The organism is Rubrimonas cliftonensis (assembly GCF_900107585.1).
Lineage (GTDB): Bacteria > Pseudomonadota > Alphaproteobacteria > Rhodobacterales > Rhodobacteraceae > Rubrimonas > Rubrimonas cliftonensis.
The window spans coordinates 60,617-87,189 of sequence record NZ_FNQM01000008.1 but is presented as its reverse complement, the minus strand read 5'-3'; the positions used below and the strand labels follow the sequence as shown (position 1 = coordinate 87,189).

Below are 26,573 nucleotides of genomic sequence, written 5' to 3'. Positions count from 1 at the left end.
ACCTGCCGCGGAAGGCTCGGCATGGAATCGGGGGCGCCACATCCGCGGCGCGATGCCTGTGGTCAGCCCCATGGAGATGGCGAACGCCGCGCCCCTGCTTCTCCCCCGACCTGGCCCGACCTGGCCCGACCTGGCCCGACCTGGCCCGACCTGGCCCGACCTGGCCCGACCTGGATCGCGCGATGCGGCGATCCCGCCGCTTCGTCGTCGCCGCCCAGATCATGCGCGCCGCCCCTTCGCCAGCGCGACGGACGCGACCGGCGTCGCCTTGCGCGCCATGGAAGCGGCCTGCCGGCGATTCGCCCCGCCCGTCCGCAACCGCCCCATGGGCTCCCGTCACGCGGACCAGCAAGCCGCTCCCGCCGGGTCGATCGCCGGCATGCCGGTCTTCATCGTCGTCGGTGCATGCTCCGCGCGGTCCCGTGACGCCGTCAGGGCGTACGGGACGCCGCTGGGCGGGAGGCTCCGCCGCATCAGCCCGGGGGACCGGAAGCCAGGGGGACCGGAGCTGCGGAGCAAGGCCGTTCCGGCATCCGGTCGCCGGTCGCGCCGGCATCGATCCTCCGGAGGCGCCGACGGCGGGATTGGCGCGCAAGCTGCGCCACGCGCGCCGGCGCAGCTTGCGCGCCGCCCGCCGCTCGGCGACAACGGCGACGCGCGGCGCATGCGGACCGCCCTGGCGCGGAGCGATGGAGGCGATCATGGCGGTCATCCTGGTCACAGGGGGCGCCGGCTATGTCGGCAGTCACGCCTGCAAGGCGCTCGCCGCCGCCGGCCACGAACCGGTCTGCTTCGACAGCTACCGCACGGGCTGGCGCGAGGCCGTGCGCTACGGGCCGGCGGTCGAGGGGAACCTGCTGGACGCCGCCTCGGTCCGCGAGGCGATCGCGCGTTTCGCGCCCGCGGCGGTGATGCACTTCGCCGCGCTGTCGCTCGTCGGCGAGTCGGTGCGGGATCCGGGGCTCTACTGGCGCGCCAACCTGACGGGCGCGCTGAACCTGCTGGAGGCGATGCGCGAAGAGGGCGTCGGGGCGCTGGTGTTCTCGTCCACCGCGGCGGTCTACGGCGCCTGCGACGCCGCGCTGATCCCCGAGGATGCGCCGCTGCGCCCCGACAGCCCCTACGGGTCGTGCAAGCTCGCCATCGAGCGCCTGATCGCCGATTTCGAGCGCTTCCACGGCCTGCGGGCCGGCGTGTTCCGCTACTTCAACGTCGCCGGCGCCGACCCCGAGGGCGAGATCGGCGAGGACCACCGCCCCGAGACGCATCTCATCCCGATCATGCTGGAGGCCGCCCTGGGTCGGCGGCCCGAGATCGTGGTCTATGGCGACGACTATCCCACCGAGGACGGCACCTGCGTGCGCGACTATGTGCACGCCTCCGACCTCGCCCGCGCCCATGTGCTCGGGGTCGAGCGGCTGCTGGCCGGCGGCGAGGGCTTCACGGCCAATCTCGGCGCCGGCCGCGGACTGTCGGTCCGCGAGGTGATCGAGCGGGCCGGGGAAGTCGTCGGGCGGCCGGTGCCCCATCGCGTGGGGCCGCGGCGCCCCGGAGATCCGGCGCGGCTGGTCTGCGACCCGTCGCGCGCCCGGCAGATCCTCGGATGGCGCGCCGAGCGCAGCGACATCGACGCGATCCTGCGCGACGCCTGGGCCTGGATGCGGCGCGGCGGCTACGGCGCCTGAGACCCGCGGCGCCGGCCGGCGCCGCTAGTGGCGGTGCAGGCGGTCGAGCAGCTTCTCGCTGAGCCGGGCCGCGAGGCCGGGTCGCCCCGCGCCGTAGTCCGGCGCGCCGCTCAGGGTCGCCGGCGTCGGCGCCGGCGGCTCGAACCGCGTGGTCAGGACGCGGGGCGCGCCGTCGGCGCGGGCGCCCTGGATGGCGATGGTCAGTTCGGTCAGATGCAGCGTGAAGTCCGGCGCGGGAAACCAGGGCCGGCCCGCGCGCAGCGCCGCCGCCAGCTCGGCGACGCCGACGCATTTGTCCTGCTGGCCGAGCTCGCGCCGGCGCAGCCGGGTCAGCGCGGCGCGGGGCGACCACCACGGCCCGAGCCCGTCGCCCGGATCGACGCTCTCGCCCGGCGGCGGGTTGCGCGCCAGCTTCAGCCGCCTGCCGCCGACGCCGAACAGCGCCTGCAGCAGGGGGCTGCGCCGGACGCTCTGGGCCTTGCGCGCGTTCAGCGACAGCTTCGAGAAGCGCTCCAGATACACCGGGCAGCGGTAGTGGCGGTAGGTGTCGGCGCGCAGCATCCCCTTGTCGCCGACGATGCGCGCGCTGTGGTCGAGCGGCGCGGCGATGCTGCACGTCACCCGGCCCACCACGCCGGACTCGAAGGCGAGGCACGCCACCGAGAAATCGGGCGTGTCCGGCGGGTCGAGCGGATGGTCGGTCTTGTCGGGCACGGTGACGGCGGAGAAGGCGGTGACGGACCGGACAGGGCCGAAGATCGCGCACATCCAGGTCAGGTGGTAGCCGACATGCTCATAGGTGCAGCCCTGCTCGTATTCGTGGATGTAGGGCCAGGGGGCGCCGGAGCGGCTGCGCCAGCCCTCGGGGCTCATCAGGTAGATCGGGTTGTCGTCGAACTCGGCGTAGACCAGCCGCGGTCGCCCCACGGCCCCGTCGCGCACCGCCTTCCACAGGGTCTGCGCCGTGTCGCCCAGCGCGTTGGAGGGCGCGCAGGACAGCGCCAGCCCCCGGCTCTCGGCGAGCGCGGCCAGGGCGCGGGCCTCGGCGAGATCGGTCGTCAGCGGCTTCTCGGAGTAGACGTGCTTGCCCGCCTCGAGGGCCGCCCGCGTAACCTCGACATGGCTTTCGATGCTGGTGAGATTCATCACCAGATCGATCTCGGGGTCGGCGAGCAGCGCCGCGTTGTCGGGGTAAACGCGCAGGCCATAAAAAGCGCCCACCCGCGCGGCGCGGGCGGCGTCGCGGTCGGCCACGCCGGCGAGGCGAAGCCGCGGGTGGCGCGACCACGTCGTCATGTAGTGGTCGAACACATAGCCGCAGCCGATCACACCGACGCGGGTGACGCCGTCCGGCCCGGCCGCCGACCCGCGGGCGGCGCTCATCGCGCCAGCGCCCTGGCCAGGAGCTTGCGCAGCTTCCGCACCGCCGCCCCGGCGCGGCGGCGCGCCTTCGCCAGCGGCCCCGGCGCGGCGCCGGCCCAGGGCGTGCGCGCCAGCGCCGCATCGAACTGCGCCTTGAGCGGGTGGTCGCATCCCGCCTCCCACGGCTTCGGACGGCCCGAGAAGTGGATGACGAAGGGCGTCTCGCGCAGGGCGCCGAAGGTCGCCTCGTCATAGGGGGTCTCGCGCCAGTCGTCGGTCCAGTAGATCGAGGTCATCTGGTTCCACCGCGGATCGATCAGCCGGCGCCGCCGCGACAGCACGATGTTGAGCGCGTCCTGATCGGGAAAGTGCAGCCGGGGATAGTCGCGCAGCGTCGCCAACACGTCGCGCGCCACGCCGTCGCGGAACGCGTCGACGTCGAGCACCATCACCCCCGACTGGAAGTAGACGGCCGTCTCGTCCACGTCGAAGCGGCGGCGGTCCCGCTCGGTAAGCGTCGCGGCCAGCCGGGCCATCCTGCCTTCGTCGCGCGGCAGATCGGCGATCGCCAACGCCGCGCAGCCTTCCATGTCGATATCCCACAGCGCGCGCAGATCGCCGCGCACCACCACGTCGGTGTCGAGATAGATCGCGCGCCGCGTCGAGGACGGCAGGATGTCGCCGACCAGCAGCCGCGCGTAGGCGGCGGGCGGGTAGGGACGGTTGGAGTGCGAGTAGAGCCCGAACAGCAGTGACGCCTTCTCGCCCTCGATCCGGTGCCATGTCAGGCTGTCGCCGCCGGCGGCGACCATCGTCCGGAAGCGGCGGGCGTCCTCGGCGGTCATGCCGCAGTCGAAGACGTGGAAGTCGAGCCGCTCTCCGGGCCGCTTCGCGGCGGCGGCCGACGCCGCCGCCGCCGCCGCGCCGACGGCCACGGCGGCGTCGCCGGCCAGGACGATGGAGATGACGCCGTCCGATGGGCTCATCCGCGGCTCAGATCGGCTGCACGAACTCGATCTGCACGCCGCGCGTGGAGATCGGGCTGAGGAAATTGCACAGGAACGGGCCGGCGCCCTTCACGTGCTCGGGCATCAGCAGCGACGCGCCCCGCGCGGCGTAGCGGTCGCGCACCACGTCGAGATCGGCCACCTCCACCGCGTAATGATGCAGCCCCCCGGCGCCGCGGTTGAACTTCGCCAGCTGGCCGCCGTTGGGCACCACCAGCTCGATCGCGGTCGGCCCGTCGGCGCAGCAGAACAGGCACCAGCACGCGAAGGGCTCGACATAGCCGCGATAGGCCTCCTTCAGCCCCGTCAGCGCCATGAACGCCTCGGCCGCCTCAAAATCGGGCTGGACGACGCCGACGTGATGGAGCCGCGGCGGGCCGTCGAGCGCGGCCGCGGCGGCCGCCAGCGCCCCGGCGTCCGTCATGCGGCGCGCTCGGCGTCGTCGCCCGGCCCGACGACCTCCATGGGCAGCTCCGGCGCGACGTAGTCCGCGAGCGCCAGGGCCCATTCCGTCTCGCCCGCCTCGGTCTCGGCGACCTTGGCGAAGCCCAGGACGCCGAAGAGATCGGCCACCATGCGGTTCTTCGCGGTCGGGCGGTAGCGGCCGACGAGCCGCGTCGCCCCCTCGGCCCGGGCCGCCTCGGCGACCGCGCGCAGCGCGGCCTCCTCGACGCGGCGGCTGAGCACCCGGCAGCTCATCAGCCAGGTGTCGCAGACCCACTCCGCCACTCCCTTGCGGAAGATCACCACCGCGATCATGCCGTTGTCGCCGAACCGGTCGACCAGCCGGATCTGGCGGTGGAACATCTCCGGATCGACCTCGATCTCGGCGACCTCGGCCTCGGTGCGGCGGATCGTGGTCACGTTGAACTGGTTGGTCTTGTTGATGAGCTGGGCGATGCGCGCCCGGCCGACGCGGTCGAAGGGCCGGATGTCGCAGCGCATCTCCAGCGAGCGGTGATAGGCGTCGATCGAACCGAGCGACTCCAGCGCCACGGCGCGCGCGGCGTTGGCCTGGTAGGCGTCGGCGCGGCCGGCGTCCTCCGCCGACAGCGCGACGGTCTCGAAATAGCCGGCATGCGCCAGCGCGGCGGGATACCAGGCGGGATCGTCCGGCAGCTCCGGCGTCGCGACCTCCGGCAGCATCTGGCGCACGCGGGCGCGCTCGGCGGGGTTGTCGTCCAGGAAGGCGAGCGCGTCGACGCCGATGTTGAGCGTCCTGGCGATCGCCTGCAGGTTCGTCGCCTTGTCGGTCCAGTTGGCCACGAAGACCGCGACATGCTCCTCCCTGAGCAGCATGTCGGGGTGACGCCGGAACGGCGCGCGCGCCGCGTCGTCCTCGTTCTTGGAGCAGACGGCGAGCACGATCCCGCGCGCCCGCAGCGACAGCGCGTAGCGCTGTACGGCCAGATGCGCCTCGCCCCGCGCCGACCCCTGGCCGAGCGCGATGCCCTCCACGCCGTCGTCGCCGACGACCCCGCCCCAGAGCGTGTTGTCCAGGTCGAGCACGAGGCATTTGCGCGCCTTGCCCCGCATCGCCCCGATCAGCCGGCAGACATGGTCCGCCCAGAGCGGCGTGAGGTCGAGCGCGAAGGGCAGCTTGGCCGCATGGCGCTGGCCATGGTCGCGCCAGCGCGCGACGCCCACCCGCGCCGCCAATCCGGCGACATCCAGCAGCAGACCGCCATGGGCCTCGGCGATCCCGCCCATCCGCGCGTTGAGCGCCTGGATCATCGCCGCCGGCGCGCCGGCGAAGCGGGCGTCGAGCGACCCCGACCAGGGTTCGGCGGGCGGCGCCACGGTCTGCAGGATCGGGACGGCCCCGAGCCGTTCGCGCGCCGCGGCCGCCAGCGCCTCCAGCCTGGCCACGGCGCGCGCCACCGCCTCCGCGGCGGCGGCGGCGTCCATCAGCGGCGCGTCGAGACCGAGCGACGCGGCGTCGAGCGAGATCAGCGCCACCTCCGGCCTGGCCCGCGCCACCGCCGAGCCCGGGTCGAGCAGCGCCTGCTCCATCTGTCCGTAGTCGCCGACCGTGAGGCGCAGCCGCACGCCGTGGCGCGGGGCGGTCGCGACGAGCGCCGGGGCGAGATAGTCCGTCGTGCAGTCGGCCAGCAGCGCCGCGTCGACCGGCGAGAGGGCGTCGCCTTCGACCGCCTCGCCCACGCGATCCAGCGCCTTGGCCAGCCGCGTTAGGCCGTTGATGTCGAGCCGCGCCGTCGCGGCGTCGCGCAGCGCCGCGGCGGCGACCCCGGGGCCGAACGCGCGGACCTGCTCGCGATGGTCGTCCGGCGCTTTGGGAAGCCATGGCAACGCTGCGACGTCATAAGAGATCATCGGTGCGACTCCCGCTCTCGGCGCCTGCTGGTCTCATAAGGCGCCAGCCCCGCGAAATAAAGTGGACCGGTCAGGCCGCGCCCGCCTTTTTCGTCGTGATCGCGCGCCGCAAATCCCCGAGCCGGCGCATGGCCTCTATCTCCTGCGTCGAGAAGCGGACGCCGAAGTGCTTTTCAACTGCGACAATAAGGCGAACATGGCTCAGGCTGTCCCATTCCTCTACGTCGTCAGCGGTGAGATTTTCATCATAGTTCAGGTCGTCGACGTCGAGAACGTCACGCATTATCTCCATGAGCTCGGCTTCGAGTGCGGCGTCAGTCATTGTGGCTCTCCTCGGATGACGGTGGCGGTGACGGCGGCGGTGCGAACAGACCGGCGTCCATGGCGGCGCTCAGCCGTTCGGCCATCCATGCCGCGGCGCGGACGCGGCCTGCGCCGCTGACATGGGCGGCGTCGCGGTAGTTGGCGGGATCGCGCATCAACGGCGTGGCGGCCCAGAGCGGCCCGAGGCGTTCCAGAAAGTCGCGCTCGCGCACGTCCTCGAAGCCTTCGTAGAAGGGGAAGAAGACGAAGGCGAGCGCGACGCCATGGGCCTCGGCGAGATCGGCGATGGCGTCGATGTAATGGCGCGTGACGCCGAACTCGACCCCGCCGAGCCAGTCCGGCAGCAGCGGCGGGGTGATCTCGCGCCGCCGCCGCGCCGCCTCCTCGGCAAGCGCCTGCGGGTCCTCCGCCGTCCAGTAGTCGGCGTCGGGAGGCCGGTTCCACGCCGAGGCGCCCGGATAGGCGGCCGGGTCGAAGCCGGCGCTCCGGCCGAAAGCGTCCGGGACGAGGCTCTCCAGCCAGAACTGGAGCTGGCGCACGGGCAGGCGCGCGAGGTTCTCGGGGAGCGTGCGGTTGACGATCCACGGGGCGGCGAGCACGTCGCCTGCGCGGGCGATCTCGCCGAACGCCTGGTGGCCGTCGCGGGGAAACTGCTCCACGACGCTGATCACCAGCAGCTTGACGTCGCGGGTCTCGAGCAGTTCGCGGGCGATGACGTAGCGGATGTCGTAGCCGGAGGCGGGCAGGGAGAAGTTCGCCACCCGCATCGGCGCGCCGCGCGCGGCGAGCGCGGCCTCCAGCTCCGGCGTCTCCAGCGCGCTGGCGGTGCGCGATGAGCCGATGAAGGCGACGTCGATCGGCGTCGGGTCGAAATGGATGCGCTCGTAGAAGCGCTTCGCCCGCTCGAAGAGCGTGCCGTCGAGCGACTGCCAGCGGATGTAGGGATCGTTCGGCGCGGCGACGGCCGCGACGACGAGCGCGACGAACGTCGCGCCGAGCCAGAGGTGGAAACTCGCCAGTCGTCTCCGCGCCATACTTCGCGCCTCAGAAGTTGAAGTAGATGAATTCGCTCTGCCCGCGCATCACGAAGGCGACGCCGAGAAACAGCGCCGCCGCCGTCGCGACCGCCCAGACGGGCGTCGGCCGCCAGGTCAGCGATATCGCCGGCGCAGCGACGCCGCGCCAGCGCCGCCAGGCCAGGATCGGGCGGTAGCGGCCCATGATCTGCTGGGTGTTGGGGCCGAGCAGGATCAGCGCCCAGGCCAAGGCAAGGAACACCGCCGGTTCCGAGAACGCCTCCGCCGCGGTCGCCGGCAGCGCCGCGCCGATCTGCGGGAGCTGGTCGAACCGGAGCATTCCCGCCCAGATCGCCACGGCGTCGCCCGGATCGGCGGCCCGGAACATGACGTTGGCCGCAATCACCGCCAGCAGGGTCAGCGCGTGATACCCCAGCCTGTCGAGCCATGTCGGCGCGCCGCCGGGCTTGCGGCGGGCGCGGCGGCGGGTCTCGCGCCACGCCTCGTTCACGGCCAGATACGTCCCGTGCATCAGGCCGAAGAGCACGAAGGTCCACGCCGCCCCGTGCCAGAGGCCGATCACCGTGAAGAGGATCACCGTCGGCAGCGCCACGGTCACGCCGAAGGACGCCCAGCGGCCGAGCCGCATCTCCGCCGCGAACCGCGAAAGCGGCAGCACCAGCGGCTGATACATGTAGGTGACGATGAACTGCTGAAGCGTGATGTGCCAGCGCCGCCAGTAGTCGATGACCGACGCCGCGCGAAGCGGCGAGTGGAAGTTGACCGGAAGCACGATGCCGAACATGCGCGCCAGGCCTATCGCCATGTCCGAATAGCCGGAGAAGTCGAAATAGAGCTGCACCGTGTAGGCGATCGCCGCCGTCCAGCCCGCCAGCAGGCCGATCGGCTCCCCCGCGGCCGCAGCCGCATAGACCGGGGTCGAGAAGCCGGCGGCGGTGTCGGCGATCACCGTCTTCTTGAACAGCCCGATGGCGAAGATGGCCAGTCCCACCGTCAGGTTGGCCGCCATGAAACGGCCGACATGCCGCCCGAAGAACTGGGGGACCATGTCCTTGTAGTGGACGATCGGGCCGGCGATCAGCTGCGGGAAGAACACCACGAAGGTCGCGTAGCGCCAGATCCCCGCCGGCCTGACCTCGCGCCGGGCCACGTCCGCGAGATAGGCGATCTGCTGGAATGTATAGAAGGAGATCGCCAGCGGCAGGATTATGTTCTGCGCCGTGAAGTCGAAACCTGCTGAGTTCAAGTTGTTTATGAAGAAGTTCGTGTACTTGAACCAGCCCAGAAGCGCAAGATTCGCAGCCACCCCGAGGCCGAAGACCCAGCTGCGGGCGCGGCTCGCGGGCAACCTGTCGAGCAGCACGCCGACGCCGTAGTTTCCCGCAACCGACGCGCCCAGAAGCAGCAGGTAGGGCGGATTCCACACGGCGTAGAAGATCGACGATGCGATCACCGTGAAGACGAAAATATACCTTCTGAGACCGAAAAACAGCATTCCATAGAAGAACGCCAACGTAAACGGCAGGAAAATAAATATAAATTCGAGCGAGTTGAACAACATGCTTTCAGGCCCTGGGCCGCGCCAGCATGCAGGCCGACACGGACACCCGATTGCGCAGCGCGCGCTCGAGCGGCGTCGCCTGCGTCGCGAAGAACGCCTCGCGCTCTATGACGAAACCGCACTCCGTCAGCAGGGCGCGCGCATCGTCGGGCTCGCGCATGAGGTGGAGGTGATCGGGAGACGGGCTGTTGATCGGCACGTTGACGAAGACCACGCCGCGCGCGTCGTCGACGACATGGCGGATCCGGCGCATCGCCGCCTTCGGATCCTCGAGATGCTCCAGGACCTCGCTCAGCACGACGAAGTCGAACCGCTCGCCCTGCGGCTCCAGCGTCATCACGTCGCGCACGGAATAGGCCACGTCGGCGCCGCCCAGCCGCTCGAGCGCGGCGCGGGTGCGGTCGAGCGACACGGACGACACGTCCCAGGCCTCGGCGCGCGCCAGATCGAAGTCCCGCAGCGCCATGTAGGTCATGAGCCCGTGGCCTGGCCCGATCTCCAGAAACCGCGAGTCGGGCGCAAGCATCGCAGGTGTCTCGCGCAGGAAGAAGTCGCAGCTCGCGGCGTGATTGTACCAGAGCACCTGCGTCAGCAGCAGGCCGTCGACGTAGTTCGCCATGTAGGCGGCGTCGCCGTAGACCTCGGCCTCGGCTTCGGCGAAGGTCGACAGCCGGTAGCGGCCCTCGCGGTGGAAGAACAGTTCCTCCTCGCGCAGCCGGTCGCATGTCCAGCGGTAGCGCGCCGCGCATTCGGGCAGGTCGTCGGTCAGCAGGAGCGCCGCCTCGGCCAGGGTCTCCGTCGCCGCCATCTGCGGCGGCGTGCGCGCTTCAAGGCTGCGGCGCATGTAGCGGGCGTGGTCGGGCCAGACGTCGAGGACCGCTTCGATCACGGCGCGTGTCGCGGGCGCGGCGTCTGTCAACGCCAGCACCACATCGCGGTCTGATAGGACACCCATGAAACCTCCGCCGCCTCGACACGCTCAGGCCGATAGTGCAGCGCACACACGCTGAGGCGGCCAAGGTTTGCGCGACGAAACGCGATATTGCAATCACTTGTTGCCCGCCGCCGGAGCCGAGCTTGGCCCCGGCGACGTTTCAGGCGCGTAAACGCGAGGCGAGGTCAGCGGGCGAGGATCTCCGCCGCCAGCATGGTGCTCTCCCGCGCCGGGGACCAGGACGCGGTCAGCGTGTGCTGGCCGGTCGGCAGATTGCCCACGAAGACCAGCAGCGTGACGTCCGACGTCGGGCTGGAGCCGGTTCTCGTGTCGGACAGGAGCGAAAGCCCCGCCGGCGGCTTCACGTCGGCGGCGTCGCCCCGCCGGATCGCAAGCCCGACCACTGTGAGCGAGCCGGGCTGGATCGTCGTCAGCGTGACGCTGTTCGAGGTCGCGCCGCTCGTGATCACGCTGACCGCAGTCTTGCCGACCTGACCGACGCGCAGGTTGCGCAGCGCCAGCGTCGTCAGCAGCGCCTGGTTCTGCGGCTCGTCGAAACTCGCGCGGATCACGCCCGGCCCGGCGGTCGGGGCGACGATCAGCGCGATCTCCGAAGTCGAGTGATGCCCCGTCTCCGGCGTCTCGGCCTCGACCAGCGTCGTCATGGGCTCCGCGGCGCCGCCGTTCGGCGTCCACTGCAGCGCCACCCTGTTCGTCGACTTCGTCAGGAAGCGCCGCTGCGAGGCCACGATGGCGAGGAGGGCATCCCCCGGCGCAGCGGTTTGCGACGCCGAGACCTCGGAGCCGAGCGCCCTCATGAATCCGCCGGCGGGTTCGCCGGCGACCGTCGCGGCGGCCATGGCGGACGCGACTGGATCGCCGAGCACCGCGAGCACGACGTCGGCCGAGACGCTCCGCGCGCCGAGCGCGGCCGTCACCGTCCACCTGCCCCAGCCTTCCAGCAGGGTTGCGCCGGTCGGGGTCGTCGGCGTGCCCTCGATCTTGCCGTCAGGCGTCAGCGTCAGGCCGTCAGGCAGCGCCGGCGAGACGGAGAAGCTGTCCACCGCAGCGTTGTCGAGCGCGCCGACGAAGAACTCCTCCCGCGCCACGTCGAAGCGGTAGGGCAGGCTGGTGGTCGCCGCGCGCACCCGCGGGATCTGCCAGACCATGCGCGTCGTATTGTCGGTCGCGTAGTTCGGGTGATCGACAGCATCCACCGTGCGGTCCTCGATCAGCCCGAGGCGGCCGGCGGCGACGATCTCGCCGGGCTGGATGCGGTGCGCGATCCACCAGGCGAGCTGGGGATCGTCCAGATGGTCGAAGATCGGCCCCGGCGAGGCGGTGCCGGAGGTCACGAGCTGGTTGGCGTAGAACCCGCGATCGTAGTAGGCGAAGTTGGTCTCGTAGCCCCAGGCCGCCCGCGCGCCCTCGATCCGGTGCATGGCGAGCATGATCCCGTAGGCGCAGGACTGGGTGATGCTGCGATAGACCGACGAGAACGCGTTGCCCGCGCCCCTCGTCTGCGCGGCGTAGCTCGTGCCCTCGACCGGCGTGGCGTCCCACGGCGCGCCGTGGTTGATCGCCGAAGGCAGGTTCTGGAACTCGGGCATGCCGAGCGTCCAGGGCTCGTATTCCCACGCAGCCCGGTCGCCGCTGTCGGTGAAAGGCGCGTCGATGAGTGTCTGCGTCACGCGCTGGATGTACCAGTCGCTCTCGTAGCGGAAGCCGGTCCCGCCGTCGACGTTCAGGTGAGAGAGCATCGCGCCGTCCTGCAGCAGCGCCGCGGCCAGCGCGACGAAGGGCTTGCGGATGTTGTTGTTGCCGCCGCCGACGACGTAGCGCTCCTGATACGGGATGGTCCGACAGGTGTTGCGGGCGTGGATGTCGATGCCGTGCTGCGTCATCGCGGCGGCGAGCGCCGCCTTCTGAGCCGCGGTCGGCCGGTCCGAGATCAGCGCGAGAAACAGCTTCGACCAGGCGACGACGATCTCGCGGCCATAAGCCCCGCCCGTCGCCTTCGCCATCACGACGTCGTGGTTCGGCGCGTTGACGGCATGGAAGTTCTGGTGCTGGAGCGCCCGCCACAGCGCCCAGTCCACGTCAGGCTCGTGCCCCGCCGGCGAGACCAGCGCCGGAATGCGGCTCATCTCCAGATCGGACAGCCGCGCCGGCGACGCTTTCGAGGCCGCCGCCGTGCCGGGGCGGAAGGCGTCCGCCGCCGGCTGCGTCGCGACGACGGTCAGGATCGCGAAGCGGTCGAGCGCCGTGCGCCCGGCCGAGCCGCCCTGCTGCAGCATCGACACCGCCTTGGTGATCGACCCCTCGGGCCGCGCCGCGTCGAAGCGGATCGGCGCGCCGGTCGCGGCGGGATCGGCGTTGAAGGCGTGTTCGTAGGGAAAGCCGCCCGCGCCGGTGCCGTCGAGTTCGTGCCAGCCCTGCCAGCGCGCGCCCGAACTGTTGTCCGAGCCCGGCGAGCCCGAGCCGTGGTCGAGCATCGCGCCATGGCCCCAGCGCATGTCGCCCTGGATGGCGTGGATGCGCGCCGAGCGCGGCAGGATGTCGATCACCTCGACGGGCGCGCCGGCGGGGTCGTCGTTCAGCACCCAGAACGCGCCGTCGGCGGCGTAGCGCCCGACGCGCGCCTCCCGGTTGAAGACGAAGGTCACGCCGTTGTGGTTCACGCGGTCGCGCAGCGCCGTGGTCCCCACGGGCGCATCCTCGACGACCTCGCGCACCCAGATCGACAGCACATCGACGCCCGAGCCGCTCGGCAGGGGATTGACCTGAACATCGCGGCTCACGGCGACGCGCTGCTGCCCGACGGCGACGCCGAGATAGGTGATCGATCGCATCGCCCTGAACCGGGTCGATAGGGTCACGACGCCATTCGGGGCGTAGGCGACGTCTTCCGCCAGCACGTCGAAGAGATTGCCCACGAAGCCGTCGGGGCTGCAGTCGAGATCGACGTTGTCGGCGGCGCGCAGATGGACGGACGCGCCGCTCGGGGCGGCCGAGAGATCGATCTCCGCCACGATCTCGTATTCGCGCAGGGGCGCGGTGTCGAAGGCCCAGGACGCGACGAGATGCGGCGTGAGCGCCGCGGCGCGAAGACTGAGCGTCCCGTCGACATCGACCGCCGCCGTATTGATCCAGAGGCGCGCATCGCTCCTCGCCAAGGCCGTGACCACAGGGACGGGGGCGGACGGACGCCGGGTCTTTGGACGCGGCGGAACGGCGGACAACGAGGCCCGCTGCAGCATGCTCATCATGTCGGCGATCTCCCGGGGCCGCTGCGTCAGTAAAGGGCGATGACGCCGGTCGCCGTCGTGCGGCTGAGCACGCGCACGATCTCGATGGGATGGTACTGGGCGTCGCCGCTGAGCAGTTCGACCTCGCCGCCGCCGGCGCCGACGACGGCCAGCAGGCCGGCACCGCCGACGAAGACGGCGCGCGTCGCGCCTCCGGGCAGGTCCGCGGCGTCGTTGGGCGTCACGGAAACGAAACGGCGGGCGGGAGCGCCGACTGCGGCGGCGCGAAGGGATTTGGGCTGAAGAGCCATATCTTCTGTCCTCGGAATGATACTGTTGAAAAACAATGCCGATGTAGCACCAACGCCTTAACAATTCGCGTCAATCTGCGCGCAGTGCGCCTTCGGCGCGGCGAAGGGCGTGCGAAGGGCCGCGCCCGCCGTCACGGCGATCGAAAAGGCGTCGCGCCGGCCGAGGCCGGCTGGCCGGTCTCAGCCGGTGGGGCGGGGCCAGGATGCGCCGACCGGACGATCGGCGACGCCGGACGGGGTGAAGCGCGGATCGACAAGGCCGAAGGCCGGGCCGCCAGGGCGCGGGCGATAGTCGAGACCCGCCGGGTCGCGCACGGCCGTCGCCGGATCGGGCGCGACGACGTTGCCCACCGTCATCACCGTGCCGGGCGGCACCTCCTTGGACCCGCGCAGCGCGCCGACGATGTTGTTCGCGATCAGGCCGCGCTGCGACCGGCGCCCGTCATTGTGCGACATGATGGTGATCCAGGGCGGCCCCGGGCGGCCCGGCGAGCGGTCGACGACGGTGTTGTGCACGATCCGCGCGTCGCGCGCGCCCATCATGGTGATGCCGTGCCAGTGATCCACGACGACAAGATTGTCCTCGATCGTCCAGTTCTCGAAAAAGCCGTTGAACAGGCCGATGCCCTGCATCCCGCAAGGCAGGCTGTATCGCGGGTCGACCCTGGAGATCAGGGTGTTGCCGATGATCCTGGCGTCGCGCAGCACGCCGCGGCCGGGCTTGCGGTCGGGGCCGACGGTCCAGCCCTGAATGCCGTCGTCGTGATTCTTGTCGATGCTCACGCAGTCAGTGATGCGGTTGGCCTCGAGCGTCACGCCATCCGCCAGAACCCGCATGCCGTCGCCGGCGAAGCCGGAGACGCGATTGCCCCGGGCCATGGAGCCGGGCCCCAACGCCTCGACGCCGTGATAGACGGCGCGGATGTCGGCGCCGATCAGGGCGTTGTCGCGACCGCGCAGCCGCACGCCGTGCTCCGCCCGGCTCTGCCAGTCCTCGGCGGCCCAGCCCGTCGGATCGACGTCGGGATTGATGGCGAGGTCGCGGATGATCACGCGCTCGGAGGCGCCGGCGACCTCCACGAGCGGCCGGCGGTGGCGCTCGACGCGCGGCTCCGTCCATTCGACGACCAGCCGCCGCAGCTCCACGTCCACGCTGTCGATCACCCGCAGCCGACTGAATCGCGGCGTCGCGCCGGGCGCCGGTTCGATCGTCGCCGGCCCGCCGCGCAGGCCCTTGACGGTCAGCGCGCCGTAGTCGCCGTCGGCGAGCCGGATCGTCACGCCGTCGTCCGGCACGCCGGCGCGCGCGAGCGCCGCCAGACGTTCCCCGGCATCGGCGGGGCTGAGGTCCATGACGTCGAGCGCCGCGGCCGCCGGGGCCGTGAAGGCCGCCGCGGCGCACAGCCAGACCGCCGCGAGCCGCCGCGCGATCGAACTGCTCATCCATCCCCCCCCGTCGCGTTCAGCGCCGGCACGGCTATCCCCATGCGGCGCAGCCGCCGGCGGATTCGCTGCCCAAGCGACTTGCGTTGCGACGATGAATTGGCGCGTGGAAAGGGCGTGTCGAGGGGCGTTTCGCCGATGAAGCCGCAAAGCGCGTCCCACCCGTCTCCATGCGAGAGGTTCATCTCCAGCAGATCGCCGGGCCGGTCGCGGAAATGGCTGCGGACCTCGGCGTTGTGCGCGTCGTAGACCTGGGCGTAGCGCGCCTCGCAGCCCACCGGCGCCGGCGCGTCGGCGCCGTAGGTGAGTTGCTGCATGACGTCGGGGTTGTCGCCGAAATGATCGCAGATGGAGGCCAGCCAGCGATCCGTCTCACGCCAGGTCAGCACGAACCGCGCGCCGGGGAACGCCGCGTCGAGCTCGCGAAACATCAGCGGCCACGGCATGTCCTCGACCGCGTCGTGCTGGCGCGCCTTGGCGAGGCCACGTTCGACATAGGTGGCGCGCAGCTCCTCGAGCTTCAGATTGCGGCCGAAGACGCTTGCGACGCTGTAGCCGAGCTCGGTCAACGCCATGTTGATCGAGGTCGTGCCGGTTTTCTGGAAACCGATGCAGAACACCTTGGTGGGCTTCATCACGTCCTCCGCTGTCACGCCGCCGCGCCGCCGCGCGCCGGTCCGTCCTGCGCGCCCGCGACGCGGGCGCCGTGCAGGCGCATCAGGCTCTCCACGCGGCGCGCGCCCACCAGAGGCCACTCGAAACGCGCCGCCGCGCGCCGCGCCTTCGCCCCGAGATGCCGGCGCAGCTCTTCGGAGCCGGCGAGCTCCCGCAGAATCGCCACCATCGCGTCCTCGTCCCGCGGGTCGACCAGACGCAACCGTTCCGGGTCGTCGCCCATCCTGCCGCCGCCCATCGGAGAGGCGATGATCGGCAGCCCGTGGAACGCCGCCTCGTACGTCGCGATCGGATCGCCCTCCTCAAGGGAGGGCAGCACGAACACGTCGGCCTGCGCGAGCTGGGCGGAGACGTCGCGCCGGAAACCCATGACCTTCACGTTCGACGCCGCAAGCGCGTCCGCGCAGCTTCGCGCGATGTCGTCGCTGACGGCGCCGAGCACGCGCAGCTCCGCGTCGAGGCCGGCCCGCCGCCAGGCGCGCAGCAGAAGATGCGCGCCCTTTCGCACCGACACCGACGCCACGAAGATGAACACCGGCCTGCGCCCGCGCGGCGCCGGCGCCTCGACGGCGTCCATCCAGGCTCCGTAACTGGCCGGGAGCACCTTCTCTTCGGGCAGCCCCGCCTCCAGCAGCGAGATCTCCACGGCGCGGCTGGGGGCGAACACGGCGTGCGCGGTGGCGAGCTTCTGGTCCAGTTCGCGCGCGGAGCGCTCGGTTATGCCGTGGCTCGGCGGCAGGCCGATGCGGTCGAACTCGGCGTCGAGAATGTTCCTGGCGTGGCGCTGGTGCGTGTTGATGCACTCCAGCACGACCAGCGCGCCGCGCCGCGCCAGCGCCTCGGTCGTCTCGAGGCTGGTGTTCTGCCATATGTAGGCGATGTCGCCGGGTCCGACGTCGCGCAGGAACACGCGCTCGGCCCGCCGCTCCGCGAAACGCCGGACATAGCGGTAGGGCGCGGAGTTGAAGGCCGCGGGCAACGCCGCGCGCAACGCCAGGCCCTCGATGCGCCGCGTGACGCGCGTGGCGGTGACGCGGCACGGCGCGCCGAAGCGGGCCATGCCGCTGACGATCGAGCCGCAGGTCCAGCTCGGACCGTAGCCGTCGAAGGGCTTGGGCATCAGGGTCTCGACGCGCGGAGGATGTTCGGGCAGGACGTCGGCCGGCGCCGCCGGATCGCCCTCCAGGCCGTCCACAGGAAGGATTCGCATCAGTCTCCCCGATTGCTGCCTCGAAGGCGTCGCTAGTGCATTCGCAGGCAAGCGTCTACGCTCACACTCGATAACGTTTTCGGAAAGGATTTCCGACTGCTTATGTGTTAAACGCCGCCGCGGCGACTTGGCCGTCTGGTCGATCTGTCTGGAGAAGCGTGTTTTGGCGATTGCTACTGATCCGAAGTCGACGTCGTCGCACCTGTCGCTCAGGTCCGCTCCGCTGGGAGCGTTATGGCTGGCCGCGGCCTTCGCGGCCGGGGGCGTGGTGTTCTGGAGCGGCCTCGTCTCGCTGGTCGACGCGTGGTCGGTGCCCGAATACAGTCACGGCCCGATCATCCCGCTGATCTCGACGTTCCTTTTCCTGCGCGAGATGCGCGCCGCGCCGCCGGTGGACAGGCCGGTGACGGATCGTTGGCCCGGCGTGGCCGTGCTGGCGCTCGGACTGCTGATGGGGCTGCTGGGCAACCTCGTGCGCATTCCGGACATCACGACCTACGGCTTCATGGTCTGGATCGCAGGGCTGGTGCTCATCAGCTTCGGGCTGCGCCGCGGCGCGATCTTCTGGCCGGCCATCCTGCATCTGGTGTTCATGCTGCCGCTGCCGCAGTTCGTCTACTGGCAGGTTTCGGTGGGGCTTCAGGCCGTGTCCTCGCAGATTGGCGTGGCGCTGATCCAGGCCATCGGCATCCCCGTCTACCTCGACGGCAACATCATCGATCTGGGCCTCTACAAGCTTCAGGTCGCGGAAGCGTGCAGCGGCCTGCGCTATCTCTTTCCGATGCTCAGCTTCTCCTACGTCTTCGCGGTCCTCTACCAGGGCCCGGTGTGGCACAAGATCGTCCTGCTCGCCTCGGCCGCGCCGATCACGGTGATGATGAACTCGTTCCGCATCGGCATGATCGGCGTGCTCGTCAACTATTTCGGCATCGAGCACGCCGAGGGGTTCCTGCACACCTTCGAAGGCTGGATCATCTTCGTCGCCTGCATCGTGATCCTCTTCCTGGAAGCGATGCTGCTGCAACAGCTGACGAGGCGGCCGAAGCGGCTCTCGGAGACGCTCGACGTCGAGTTCGAGGGTCTCGGCGTCCAGGCCCGGCGGGTGCTCGACGTGGTCCCCTCGGCCGCGCTGATCGCCGCCGCAGCCCTGACGAGCGCGGCGGCGGTCGGCTGGGCGGCGGCCCCCGAGCGCGAGATCGTCCGTCCCGACCGGGAGCTGCTGGTCTTCTTCCCCCGCGTCATCGAGGAATGGCGCGGCGCGCCGCGGCTGCTGGAGCCGGAGATCGAGCGCGTGCTCGGCGCCGACGACTACCACTCGGCCGGATACGTCTCCGAGGTCAGCGGCGCTTCTGTTGACATGTTCGTCGCCTACTACCACAAGCAGACGGAGGGCAACGGCATCCACTCTCCGGAAGTGTGCATCCCCGCCGGCGGGTGGGAGGTGTCGCGCTGGAGGCAGCTCGAAGTGGCGGTCGACGGAGCGGCGCCGTTCGAGGTCAACCGCGCCATGATTCAGAAGGGCCTGAACAGACAGCTGGTCTATTTCTGGTTCGAGCAGCGAGGTCAGCGCCTCACCAGCGACTATGCCGTGAAGGCGATCACGGTGCTCGACTCGCTCACCACCGGCCGGACGGATGGCGGCCTGGTGCGGCTGATCACGCCGCTTGAGCCCGGGGAGGACGAGGCTCTCGGCGACGCGCGGCTGCAGCAGTTCATGCAGGCGATGCTGCCGCGGCTGTCAGCATTCATTCCCTGAACTTCGCGCCCGGACGGCTGGAACTGCGCGACGCAAGCAACGATATATTATAGCCAAGGGGTTTGTGTGTCGCGCAGTTCCCGAACTGCGCGAACCGCGTTCGAGCGAGAGGGTGGCGAAATGTACGAGGAGTTCTATCGCCTGCGGCACAGACCGTTCTCGACCCTTCCCGACCCGAGCTTCATGTACTGGTCCGAAGCGCACACCATGGGCATCACCATGCTGCGCTACGGCCTGATGTCGCGCGCGCCGATCACGGTCGTGACGGGCGAGATTGGCGCAGGCAAGACCACCCTCATCCGCCAGTTGCTGCGGGAGGCGGGCGAGGACGTTCGACTCGGCCTCGTCTCCAACATGCAGCCGGGCCGCGGCGACCTGCTGCAGTGGGTGCTGATGGCGCTGGACGAGCGCCCCGGCGACGACGGCTATGTGACGCTCTTTCGCCGGTTCCAGGATATCGTCGTCGACACCTACGCGAGGGGCCGCCGGGTCGTCCTGATCTTCGACGAGGCGCAGAATCTGAGCGTGGATCTGCTCGAAGAACTTCGGATGCTGTCGAACATGAACTCGGAGGGCGACGAGCTGCTCCAGCTCGTGCTCGTGGGACAGCCGCAGCTGCGCGACCTGATCGAACGCCCCGAGCTGACGCAGTTCCGACAGCGGGTCACGGCCGACTTCCACCTCGAACCGCTCAGCGCCGAGGAGGTCGAGGCCTACATCCATCACCGCATGGAGCTCGCCGGCGCGGCGTGGCGGGTGTTCCTTCCGCACACCTGCAAACTCGTGCACGAGGCGTGCCGCGGCGTGCCGCGCATCGTCAACAGCCTGTGCGACCTCTGCCTCGTATACGGCTTCGCCACCGAGCAGCGCGTGATCGACGAGACGCTGCTGCGGGAGTTCCTCGCCGGCGCCCATCAGCGCGGCCTCTACAGCCAGTTCAAACCCCTGGATAAGACGCCCACGCTGGTCAAGGGCACCGGCTGAGGCGTAACGGAGCGCGGCATGGAGGGAATCACGATCAACGACGTGATCGGCGTCATTCGCAGACGCTGGTACTGGTACGTCGCCGCGGTGGGGCTGTGCACCACGCTCAGCGTCATGGTGGCGCTGGCGCTGCCGGCGACCTATCGCTCGACGGCGCGGATCCTGGTGGAATCGCAGCAGATCCCCTCCGACCTGGCGCGGTCTACGGTGACGTCCGACCCGTCGGAGCGCATCCAGCTCATCGAGCAGCGTCTCATGGCGCGCGACAACCTGCTCGACCTCGCCGAGCGCTTCAACGTCTTCGAAGGGCGCGAAACGATGTCGCCGTCCGACGTCGTGGCGGCGATGCGCGAGGCGACCGACATCAACAGCACGGTGCTCGCCGCCGAGAACCGCGGCCGCGGGCCGGTGTCGGTCGCGACCATCGGCATCACCTTCACCGCCGACCGGCCGCAGCTGACCTCGCGCATCGCCAACGAGCTCGTCTCGATGGTGCTGGAGCAGAACATCCGCCAGCGCAACGAGCAGGCGCAGGGCACGCTGACCTTCTTCACCCGCGAGGCCGAGCGGCTGAGCGGCGAGATGACCGCCATGGAGGAGCGCATCGCGGCGTTCAAGAACGCCAACGAGTTCGCGCTGCCCGACAGCCTCGAGTTCCGCCGCACCGAGCTCGCCAACCTCGACCTGCGCGCCTTCGAGCGCGAGCGGCAGCGCGTCGCCCTCGAGGAGCGGCGCCGCGCCCTTGTCAACGCCATCGCGAACGGCGCCGTTTCGGTCGGCTCGGGGTCGCTCACGCTCGAGGAGCAGGAGTTGCAGCGGCTGCGCTCGGCCCTCGCCCAGCAGGCCAGCCTCTACGCCGCGACCCATCCGACAATCCGCTCCCTCACCGCGCGCATCCGCGCGCTGGAGGTCTCGATAGCCGGCGACGCGGCGCAGACGGCGGAGCAGGGCGTCGCCGACGCCGAGGCGGAGAGGGACCGCACGGCGAGCGGCGTCGAACGCGAACTCCAGGCCGTCGAGGCGCAGATCACGCTGCTCGACCGCCAGAGAGAGACCGAGGAGGCGCGCCGCGCCAAGCTGGTCGACTCGATCGAGAAGACGCCAGCGGTCGAGATCGAGCTGAACAGCCTTCAGCGCCAGTACCTTACTCTGGAGCTCCAGCATCAGCAGGCCGTGCTGAAGCGCGGCGAGGCCGAAGTCGGCGAGCGACTGGAGGCCAACCGCCAGGCGGAGCGCTTCGAGGTGATCGAGCAGGCGCTGACCCCCGACGCGCCGGTGTCGCCCAACCGGCCGCTGATCGCCGCGGCGGGCTTCGTGGCCGGCAACGCGCTCGGCGTCGGCCTGATGCTGCTCTTCGAACTGCTGAACCGCAGCCTGCGTACGGCGCGCGATGTCGAACGGCGGCTGGAGATGGCGCCGATCGCGGTGATTCCCTATGTTTCGGCGGCGCGCGAAACCACGCTGCGGCGGTGGCGCTGGCGCGGAGGCGCCGCGGCGACGCTGCTCGGCGGCGCCGCGGCGCTCTACGCGATCGACCAGCTGTATCTTCCCCTGCCGCTTCTGGCGGAGAAGCTGATGGACGCCAGCGGGCTTACCAGGATCATGACTTTGCTGGGCATTATCTGAGGACGCCGCGGCCTCGGGACAGGTCGCGGATGGCGGGCGCGGGGGGAGGACTCAGGGCATGGTCGAGAGGCTGAAAGAGGCGATCGAGCGCGCCCGGCGAGAGCGTGAGGCCGCCGGAGGCAGGCCGGCGGGCGGGTCGGCGGGCGGTCGCCCCGCCGCCGCGCCGGCGCGACCGGACCCCGCCGGCTGGCTGGCGCTGCCGAGCCTTGAGATCGACCACGGCCGCCTCGACAGGGAGCGGATCATCACGCTGGACCGCAACAACCCCGCCTACATGGCTTTCGACATGCTCCGAACCAAGCTGACCGGGGCGCTGAAGGACAGCCCCAGGCGGCGCATCGGCGTCACCTCGCCGACGAAGGGATGCGGCAAATCCTTCGTGTCGCTGAACCTCGCCTTCAGCCTCGCGCGGCGCGCCGACAGCAGCGTGCTGCTCGTGGACATGGATCTGCGCGCGCCGAGCCTCTCGACCAAGCTCGGCGTCAGGAAAGGGCGGCGCCTTGAGGACTGGCTCTCCGGCGCGACGACGACCGAGGAGCATCTCGTGCGGGTGGGCGACAACATGGCGCTGGCGCTCAACGAGCACACCGTGCGCGACAGCGCCGAGGTTCTGCAGAGCCGCCGCACGGCGGAGACGCTGGCCGCCGCGGACGCCGCGCTCAAGCCGGATCTGACGCTGTTCGACATGCCGCCGATGCTCGTCTGCGACGACGTCAGCGCGTTTGCGCCCAACATCGACGGCGTGCTGATGGTCGCGCAGGGCGGCCGCACGACGGCGGAACAGATCCTCGAATGCGAGCGACAGCTGCCCGAGACGCTGCCGATGCTCGGCGTCCTGCTCAACCGCGCCGAGGAGGCGCAGCTGAGCGATTACTACAACAGTTACGCCTGAGACGTCCGGCCGGCCAAACGCATGCTGGACCGGAAGGGTGGACGCATGTATTTTTCCATGGACGTCAGGCCCGTGGCCGTTCACCCTCAAGTGGGCTGTGAGAGAGGTTCGATGGTGCGCACGATTCTAGCGGCGATTTTCGCGACGGCGCTCGCCGTCGCCGCATCCGCGCAGACCGGAAGCTATCGCATCGCCCTCGGCGACCGCCTCACGGTGACGGTGCTCGAGGATCCCGGCCTCAACTCCACCTTGCTGGTGCGGCCGGACGGGCGGATCTCCATGCCGCTTGCGGGCACGCTGCCCGCGGCCGACCGCACGCCCGAGGCGCTGCAGGCCGACATCCGGCGCGCTCTCGCCGCGCAGTTCGTCGAGCCGCCGACCGTCACCGTCGCGCTCGCGCAGCAGGGGCTGGCCGAGGAGACGCTGGCGGCGATCTACGTCATCGGCCAGGTGGCGCGGCCCGGCCGCTACGACGTCGCCCTGCCGATCGACGTCCTGCAGGCGCTGGCCCTCTCCGGCGGACTGGGCGTGTTCGCGGCGACCGATCGCATCCAGGTGCGGCGCGACGTCGACGGCGCGCAGTCGGCGCTGCTGTTCGACTACGAAGTGCTCGAGGACGGCGCGGTTCCGATCAACCTCATCCAGCTTTTCGACGGGGACGTGATCGTGGTTCCCGAACGCGGCCTGTTCGAGTAGCGGGCGCGTGGACGGGCGCACCATCGCCCTCGCGGCGGCGTTCGCCGCCCTCTCGTCGCCGGGTGCGGCGGACTGGCGCGTGAGCGGCTTCTTCTCCGAGCGGCTCACCTTGGAGGACAATCCCGACCGCGAGGCCGACGGCGGCGACGCGGCCGCCTTCTCCGTGACCGATCTGGGGCTCTCCTTCGCCGCCGAGACGCCGCGCGGCTCCGTGATCTTCGCCCCCGGCGTGCGCGGCTTCGTCAGCGTCGGCGACGACGAGGATCCCACCCTGCTGCCGCGGCTGAGCAGCAGCGCCGATATCCGAGGCCGGCGCGGAACCCTGGCGGCCTCCCTCAACGTGACGCCCGACTTCGTGCGCGACGCGCAGTTCGAGGACAGCGGCGCCACCAGCGCGAACGCGCTTCAGGTCGACGTCTCCGGCGCGGTGAACGGCAGCCTGCTGCTCGATCCGCGGCATAGCCTGACCGCCGGGCTGCTCGCGCGGGGCCGCATCTTCACCGAGGACACGGTCAACCTTTCGAACAACACGACCTTCGGGGCCGATCTGGGGCTGCGCCGGGCCGCGACGCAGGCGACGACGCTGACCAGTTCCCTCGGCGCGCGGCTGTTCGAGTCCGACGACAGCGGCGCGAGCCAGTCGCTCTCGCTGCGCTTCGGCTTCGACCACCTCGCGACGGAGCGGATCGTCCTGGGCGGCAATCTCGGCGCATCGCTCACCAGCGGCGACGGCGAAGACGTGACGCCCGGCGTCGTCGGCGGCCTCACCTTCTCCTACGCCGGCGAACGCGGGTCGGTGGAGGCGTCGCTCTCCCAGGACGTCGACCAGGGCTCGGACGGCGAGGTGGCGACGGTCTCCGCGCTCGGCGTGGCCGTCAACCGCGAGCTGACCCAGCGCGCCTCGCTGTCGCTGGCCGGGCGCGCCACGGTGCGCTCCTCGGTGTTCGGCGGCGACGCGGAAGACCGTCAGACCCTCTCGCTCACGCCGTCGTTCCGCTACGCGCTGACGGCGGACTGGTCGACGCGGCTCGGCTACACCTTCCGCGCCTCGCGCGAGGAGGACGAGGACATCCTGTCCAACGCGGTGTTCCTGCAGCTGTCCTACCGCTTCGAGTGATCGTCCCGCCCGCCGCCCCAGGCGGCCCGGGCCTGATCCATGGCGGCGATGATCGCGACGCTCTCGGCGAGCGGCATCACGGGGCTTTCGGTCAGCCCGGCCTCGACGCAGCGGCGGACCTCGTCGGCCTGATGGCCGTAACCGTTGCCGGCGAAGGGCGCGAAGACGGTCGCGCCCCGCTCGGGCCGCAGCGCGGCGAGCCGCTGCAGGAGGCCCTGCGCGAGGCCGCTTTCGCGCAGCTTCTCGAGCCGCCCGCCGCCGCCCCCCATCCCCCTGCGCGGCGCCGTCTTCGCGATCCGCATCCGGCTGGGCCGATAGAGCGGCGCCGACACCCGCGCCGTGGCGCGCTCGCCGGCCGCCAGCAGCTCCAGCGGCGCGTCCACGCGCAGACTGGCGCGCGAGACCGAGATCCCGCCGTTCGCGTGGCGGGCGAGAACGGCGCAGTCCTCGTCGACGCCGGTCTCGCCCAGCGTCGCCGTCGCGGTCGCCGAGACCGGCGGCCCCATCAGCATGCTCGCCAGCGACAGCGGATAGACGCCCCGGTGCAGCAGCGCGCCGCCGTCCTGCGCGCGAAACAGCGAGCCGGCGGGGTCGGGCCGCTCGGCAACGCAGAACGCCCCCTCGACAAGCCGCACCGCGCCGAGCGCGCCCTCCTCGCGCAGGGCCGCAAGCCGGCGCGCCAGCGGCGTGAAGCGCGTCCACATCCCCTCCATGCAGAACACGCCCGCCTCCCGCGCCGCCGTCGCGATCGCCTCGGCCTCGGCGGCCGCGCCGGCGAAGGGTTTTTCCAGCAGCGCGGGGCGGCCGCGCGCCAGGCACAGCGCCGCGTGGGCGCGCCGCAGGTGGACCGGCGTGGCGACGTAGACGGCGTCGACCTCGGCCTCGACCGCCTCCTCGTAGCTGTCGACGGCGCGCGCGACGCCGAGCGACGCGGCGAAGGCGCGCGCCCTGGCGGGGTCGCGCGAGGCGACCACCACGGCCGCGGCGTCCTGCGCCGCGCGCAGCCCCAGCGCGAATTTCCGGGCCACCGGCCCGGTCCCGAGGATCGCCCACCTGAACGCCATGACCGCCCCTCTCGAACGTGTTCGGACTTCCCGCCCGGTCCCGGCCGCGAAGCCGGGGTTGAGCCGGCCTGCATCGGCGCCGCCTGCCGCCCAGCCCCCCGGCGCGGGCGTCGCGCGCCCTTTCATCGCGTCTGGAGCGGCGCGGCGCAACTCCCGCGGCCACGTAAGGCGACACGGCGCGCGCGCCGGCCGGTCCCGGGCGGGCATCCCCGGCGCAGGTTCGAGACTGCGGCGCCGGTGTCGCGGCAAACACGTCGCGAAGCGGGGAGGGCGAGGCGGCGCGCCCGCGACGAGGATCCGCGCAGCGGCGCGCCGCCGACCCTCCGCTTCGTCACGGTTGACAACCGATGAATTTCATGATGATGATTGACAATGATCATTTTGATTTTATGGGGCCGCTGATGTTGTGCAGATTCATGGTGATCGCCACCGTCCTTGCGCTCTGGACGATGAACGGCGCGCAAGCCGCTCACTATCGCTTCGTTCACGGTGTTTTCGGGCTGGAGCGTGAGGATTCGACGCTTCCGCCATCTTCAGGCAACAATTATGATGTTCGCGTAGGCGATACTGTTTCATTCGAATTTGATACGTCGCCTACATTTTCGATTATTGATTTTGATGGACCTGTCACGGCGAGCGCAAGGTCTATATGTGATTATGGTTTTTTTGGAACAGGCTGTCAATTTTACTATGCCGACGAGGGTGGCTTTGATGAAGAAGTGCGGGACTATAATTTCAAATCTGTAAGTTCTGTAGCCTTTTTTCCTCCACTCGGTGAATTTTACGCTAATGAACGCACCGGAGCAAGCTCTGTCGACTACACTTTGAATGGCGATTCCATTGTCCGTTTTGAAAAGTTTTTTTTAGCAAGCAGCCTAAATGAATACTTGCATGGCGTCCCTGGTGTTTTGCTGGATTATACCAAGATTGACGATTCTATAAAGTTTTCTATATTACTTGACAATATTGGATTTATTGGAACCTACTGGGACAGAGCTGGCCTGTATAACTCTAGTTTTTATATAAATGGTGTGCAAGTTGGGTCAGATGGTAATGATTTTTCAAATTTATCTCAAATTAACATTCGCGTTTCACCCGCCCTCGTCGCCCCCATCCCGCTACCCGGCGGCATGGTCGGTCTCGCCACGGCGGCGGCGGCGCTAACGCTCGTAGGCCGGGTCCGCCGCCGCGTCGCGTGAAGCCGCTCGCGCCGGACCGCGCCGACTTGGCGGCCCGAGGGCAATCGCCGGAAGGCGCGAGCGTCCCAGTCACGGGCCGTCAGACGCGCCGCCGGTCCGATCCCCGTG

22 protein-coding genes are annotated in these 26,573 nt (G+C 70.3%); 8 read left to right on the top strand and 14 right to left on the bottom strand.

Features of this window, described 5'->3' with window-relative positions:
• Positions 1–701: 701 nt before the first annotated feature.
• Positions 702–1,685, top strand: coding sequence for a UDP-glucose 4-epimerase GalE (gene galE / locus BLW43_RS13550; protein ID WP_425441183.1), 984 nt, complete (start codon positions 702–704; stop codon positions 1,683–1,685).
• Between the two features lie 24 nt (positions 1,686–1,709).
• On the opposite strand, the gene BLW43_RS13545 is transcribed toward galE, so the two are convergent.
• From BLW43_RS13545 to BLW43_RS13485, 13 genes are all read right to left on the bottom strand, one after another.
• Positions 1,710–3,068 carry a Gfo/Idh/MocA family protein gene (locus BLW43_RS13545; protein ID WP_093254240.1) on the bottom strand — a complete coding sequence of 453 codons (1,359 nt, stop codon included), beginning with the start codon at positions 3,066–3,068 and terminating at the stop codon, positions 1,710–1,712.
• Positions 3,065–4,033, bottom strand: coding sequence for a glycosyltransferase family 8 protein (locus BLW43_RS13540; RefSeq protein ID WP_093254238.1), 969 nt, complete (start codon positions 4,031–4,033; stop codon positions 3,065–3,067). Before BLW43_RS13540 ends, BLW43_RS13545 begins: the two co-directional genes overlap by 4 nt.
• Positions 4,034–4,040: 7 nt before the next feature.
• Positions 4,041–4,478 (bottom strand): VOC family protein, encoded by a 438-nt coding sequence (locus BLW43_RS13535; RefSeq protein WP_175478904.1) that lies wholly within the window; start codon positions 4,476–4,478, stop codon positions 4,041–4,043.
• Positions 4,475–6,388 carry an HAD-IIIC family phosphatase gene (locus BLW43_RS13530; protein ID WP_093254236.1) on the bottom strand — a complete coding sequence of 638 codons (1,914 nt, stop codon included), beginning with the start codon at positions 6,386–6,388 and terminating at the stop codon, positions 4,475–4,477. Before BLW43_RS13530 ends, BLW43_RS13535 begins: the two co-directional genes overlap by 4 nt.
• A 70-nt stretch (positions 6,389–6,458) precedes the next feature.
• Positions 6,459–6,710 carry an acyl carrier protein gene (locus BLW43_RS13525; RefSeq protein WP_217632182.1) on the bottom strand — a complete coding sequence of 84 codons (252 nt, stop codon included), beginning with the start codon at positions 6,708–6,710 and terminating at the stop codon, positions 6,459–6,461.
• Positions 6,703–7,746, bottom strand: a complete 1,044-nt coding sequence (locus BLW43_RS13520; RefSeq protein WP_093254235.1) for a hypothetical protein — start codon at positions 7,744–7,746, stop codon at positions 6,703–6,705. The genes BLW43_RS13525 and BLW43_RS13520 overlap by 8 nt, the downstream gene beginning before the upstream one ends.
• 10 nt (positions 7,747–7,756) lie before the next feature.
• Entirely contained in the window at positions 7,757–9,310 is a 1,554-nt protein-coding gene (locus tag BLW43_RS13515) for an MBOAT family O-acyltransferase (protein ID WP_093254233.1), read from the bottom strand.
• Between the two features lie 4 nt (positions 9,311–9,314).
• A complete protein-coding gene (locus BLW43_RS13510; protein ID WP_093254232.1) occupies positions 9,315–10,265 on the bottom strand; it encodes a class I SAM-dependent methyltransferase in 951 nt (316 codons plus the stop codon).
• 164 nt (positions 10,266–10,429) lie between these two features.
• Entirely contained in the window at positions 10,430–13,420 is a 2,991-nt protein-coding gene (locus tag BLW43_RS13505) for a hypothetical protein (protein ID WP_139284061.1), read from the bottom strand.
• A 119-nt stretch (positions 13,421–13,539) separates the two neighbouring features.
• Complete coding sequence (locus BLW43_RS13500; protein WP_093254230.1) at positions 13,540–13,803, bottom strand: spike base protein, RCAP_Rcc01079 family; 264 nt, start codon at positions 13,801–13,803, stop codon at positions 13,540–13,542.
• 180 nt (positions 13,804–13,983) lie between these two features.
• Positions 13,984–15,246 carry a right-handed parallel beta-helix repeat-containing protein gene (locus BLW43_RS13495; RefSeq protein WP_093254228.1) on the bottom strand — a complete coding sequence of 421 codons (1,263 nt, stop codon included), beginning with the start codon at positions 15,244–15,246 and terminating at the stop codon, positions 13,984–13,986.
• Entirely contained in the window at positions 15,243–15,881 is a 639-nt protein-coding gene (locus BLW43_RS13490; protein WP_093254227.1) for a sulfotransferase family protein, read from the bottom strand. Before BLW43_RS13490 ends, BLW43_RS13495 begins: the two co-directional genes overlap by 4 nt.
• Positions 15,882–15,895: 14 nt before the next feature.
• Positions 15,896–17,131: a glycosyltransferase gene (locus tag BLW43_RS13485; RefSeq protein WP_139284060.1), complete on the bottom strand. Its 1,236-nt coding sequence runs from the start codon at positions 17,129–17,131 to the stop codon at positions 15,896–15,898.
• A gap of 268 nt (positions 17,132–17,399) precedes the next feature.
• Here BLW43_RS13485 and xrtD point away from each other — a divergent pair, with 268 nt between their 5' ends.
• The 6 genes from xrtD to BLW43_RS13455 all read left to right on the top strand — a co-directional run bounded on the left by xrtD (position 17,400) and on the right by BLW43_RS13455 (position 24,202).
• On the top strand, positions 17,400–18,887 hold the full coding sequence (gene xrtD / locus BLW43_RS13480) for a VPLPA-CTERM-specific exosortase XrtD (protein ID WP_175478903.1): 1,488 nt from the start codon (positions 17,400–17,402) through the stop codon (positions 18,885–18,887).
• 120 nt (positions 18,888–19,007) lie between these two features.
• On the top strand, positions 19,008–19,871 hold the full coding sequence (locus BLW43_RS13475) for an ExeA family protein (protein ID WP_093254223.1): 864 nt from the start codon (positions 19,008–19,010) through the stop codon (positions 19,869–19,871).
• Between the two features lie 18 nt (positions 19,872–19,889).
• Positions 19,890–21,497: a GumC family protein gene (locus BLW43_RS13470; protein WP_093254222.1), complete on the top strand. Its 1,608-nt coding sequence runs from the start codon at positions 19,890–19,892 to the stop codon at positions 21,495–21,497.
• A 58-nt stretch (positions 21,498–21,555) separates the two neighbouring features.
• The gene (locus BLW43_RS13465; RefSeq protein ID WP_093254221.1) at positions 21,556–22,389 is read left to right on the top strand and encodes a CpsD/CapB family tyrosine-protein kinase; all 834 of its coding nucleotides are present in this window, start codon (positions 21,556–21,558) and stop codon (positions 22,387–22,389) included.
• Between the two features lie 111 nt (positions 22,390–22,500).
• Entirely contained in the window at positions 22,501–23,085 is a 585-nt protein-coding gene (locus BLW43_RS13460; protein ID WP_175478902.1) for a polysaccharide biosynthesis/export family protein, read from the top strand.
• 7 nt (positions 23,086–23,092) lie between these two features.
• Complete coding sequence (locus tag BLW43_RS13455; protein ID WP_093254219.1) at positions 23,093–24,202, top strand: hypothetical protein; 1,110 nt, start codon at positions 23,093–23,095, stop codon at positions 24,200–24,202.
• Here BLW43_RS13455 and BLW43_RS13450 read toward each other — a convergent pair.
• Complete coding sequence (locus BLW43_RS13450; RefSeq protein ID WP_175478901.1) at positions 24,187–25,266, bottom strand: Gfo/Idh/MocA family protein; 1,080 nt, start codon at positions 25,264–25,266, stop codon at positions 24,187–24,189. The two genes, BLW43_RS13455 and BLW43_RS13450, sit on opposite strands and share 16 nt — an antisense overlap.
• Before the next feature lie 356 nt (positions 25,267–25,622).
• Here BLW43_RS13450 and BLW43_RS22945 point away from each other — a divergent pair, with 356 nt between their 5' ends.
• Positions 25,623–26,465, top strand: coding sequence for a hypothetical protein (locus BLW43_RS22945; protein ID WP_139284059.1), 843 nt, complete (start codon positions 25,623–25,625; stop codon positions 26,463–26,465).
• The last annotated feature ends 108 nt before the right edge of the window (positions 26,466–26,573 follow it).

What these genes read in the sequence shown, in the direction of transcription:
- galE (WP_425441183.1), top strand. Translation starts at nt 702, where the DNA reads ATGGCGGTCATCCTGGTCACAGGGGGCGCCGGCTATGTCGGCAGTCAC.
- BLW43_RS13545 (WP_093254240.1), bottom strand. Translation starts at nt 3,068, where the DNA reads ATGAGCGCCGCCCGCGGGTCGGCGGCCGGGCCGGACGGCGTCACCCGC.
- BLW43_RS13540 (WP_093254238.1), bottom strand. Translation starts at nt 4,033, where the DNA reads ATGAGCCCATCGGACGGCGTCATCTCCATCGTCCTGGCCGGCGACGCC.
- BLW43_RS13535 (WP_175478904.1), bottom strand. Translation starts at nt 4,478, where the DNA reads ATGACGGACGCCGGGGCGCTGGCGGCCGCCGCGGCCGCGCTCGACGGC.
- BLW43_RS13530 (WP_093254236.1), bottom strand. Translation starts at nt 6,388, where the DNA reads ATGATCTCTTATGACGTCGCAGCGTTGCCATGGCTTCCCAAAGCGCCG.
- BLW43_RS13525 (WP_217632182.1), bottom strand. Translation starts at nt 6,710, where the DNA reads ATGACTGACGCCGCACTCGAAGCCGAGCTCATGGAGATAATGCGTGAC.
- BLW43_RS13520 (WP_093254235.1), bottom strand. Translation starts at nt 7,746, where the DNA reads ATGGCGCGGAGACGACTGGCGAGTTTCCACCTCTGGCTCGGCGCGACG.
- BLW43_RS13515 (WP_093254233.1), bottom strand. Translation starts at nt 9,310, where the DNA reads ATGTTGTTCAACTCGCTCGAATTTATATTTATTTTCCTGCCGTTTACG.
- BLW43_RS13510 (WP_093254232.1), bottom strand. Translation starts at nt 10,265, where the DNA reads ATGGGTGTCCTATCAGACCGCGATGTGGTGCTGGCGTTGACAGACGCC.
- BLW43_RS13500 (WP_093254230.1), bottom strand. Translation starts at nt 13,803, where the DNA reads ATGGCTCTTCAGCCCAAATCCCTTCGCGCCGCCGCAGTCGGCGCTCCC.
- BLW43_RS13495 (WP_093254228.1), bottom strand. Translation starts at nt 15,246, where the DNA reads ATGAGCAGTTCGATCGCGCGGCGGCTCGCGGCGGTCTGGCTGTGCGCC.
- BLW43_RS13490 (WP_093254227.1), bottom strand. Translation starts at nt 15,881, where the DNA reads ATGAAGCCCACCAAGGTGTTCTGCATCGGTTTCCAGAAAACCGGCACG.
- BLW43_RS13485 (WP_139284060.1), bottom strand. Translation starts at nt 17,131, where the DNA reads ATGCGAATCCTTCCTGTGGACGGCCTGGAGGGCGATCCGGCGGCGCCG.
- BLW43_RS13475 (WP_093254223.1), top strand. Translation starts at nt 19,008, where the DNA reads ATGTACGAGGAGTTCTATCGCCTGCGGCACAGACCGTTCTCGACCCTT.
- BLW43_RS13470 (WP_093254222.1), top strand. Translation starts at nt 19,890, where the DNA reads ATGGAGGGAATCACGATCAACGACGTGATCGGCGTCATTCGCAGACGC.
- BLW43_RS13465 (WP_093254221.1), top strand. Translation starts at nt 21,556, where the DNA reads ATGGTCGAGAGGCTGAAAGAGGCGATCGAGCGCGCCCGGCGAGAGCGT.
- BLW43_RS13460 (WP_175478902.1), top strand. Translation starts at nt 22,501, where the DNA reads ATGGTGCGCACGATTCTAGCGGCGATTTTCGCGACGGCGCTCGCCGTC.
- BLW43_RS13450 (WP_175478901.1), bottom strand. Translation starts at nt 25,266, where the DNA reads ATGGCGTTCAGGTGGGCGATCCTCGGGACCGGGCCGGTGGCCCGGAAA.
- BLW43_RS22945 (WP_139284059.1), top strand. Translation starts at nt 25,623, where the DNA reads ATGATGATGATTGACAATGATCATTTTGATTTTATGGGGCCGCTGATG.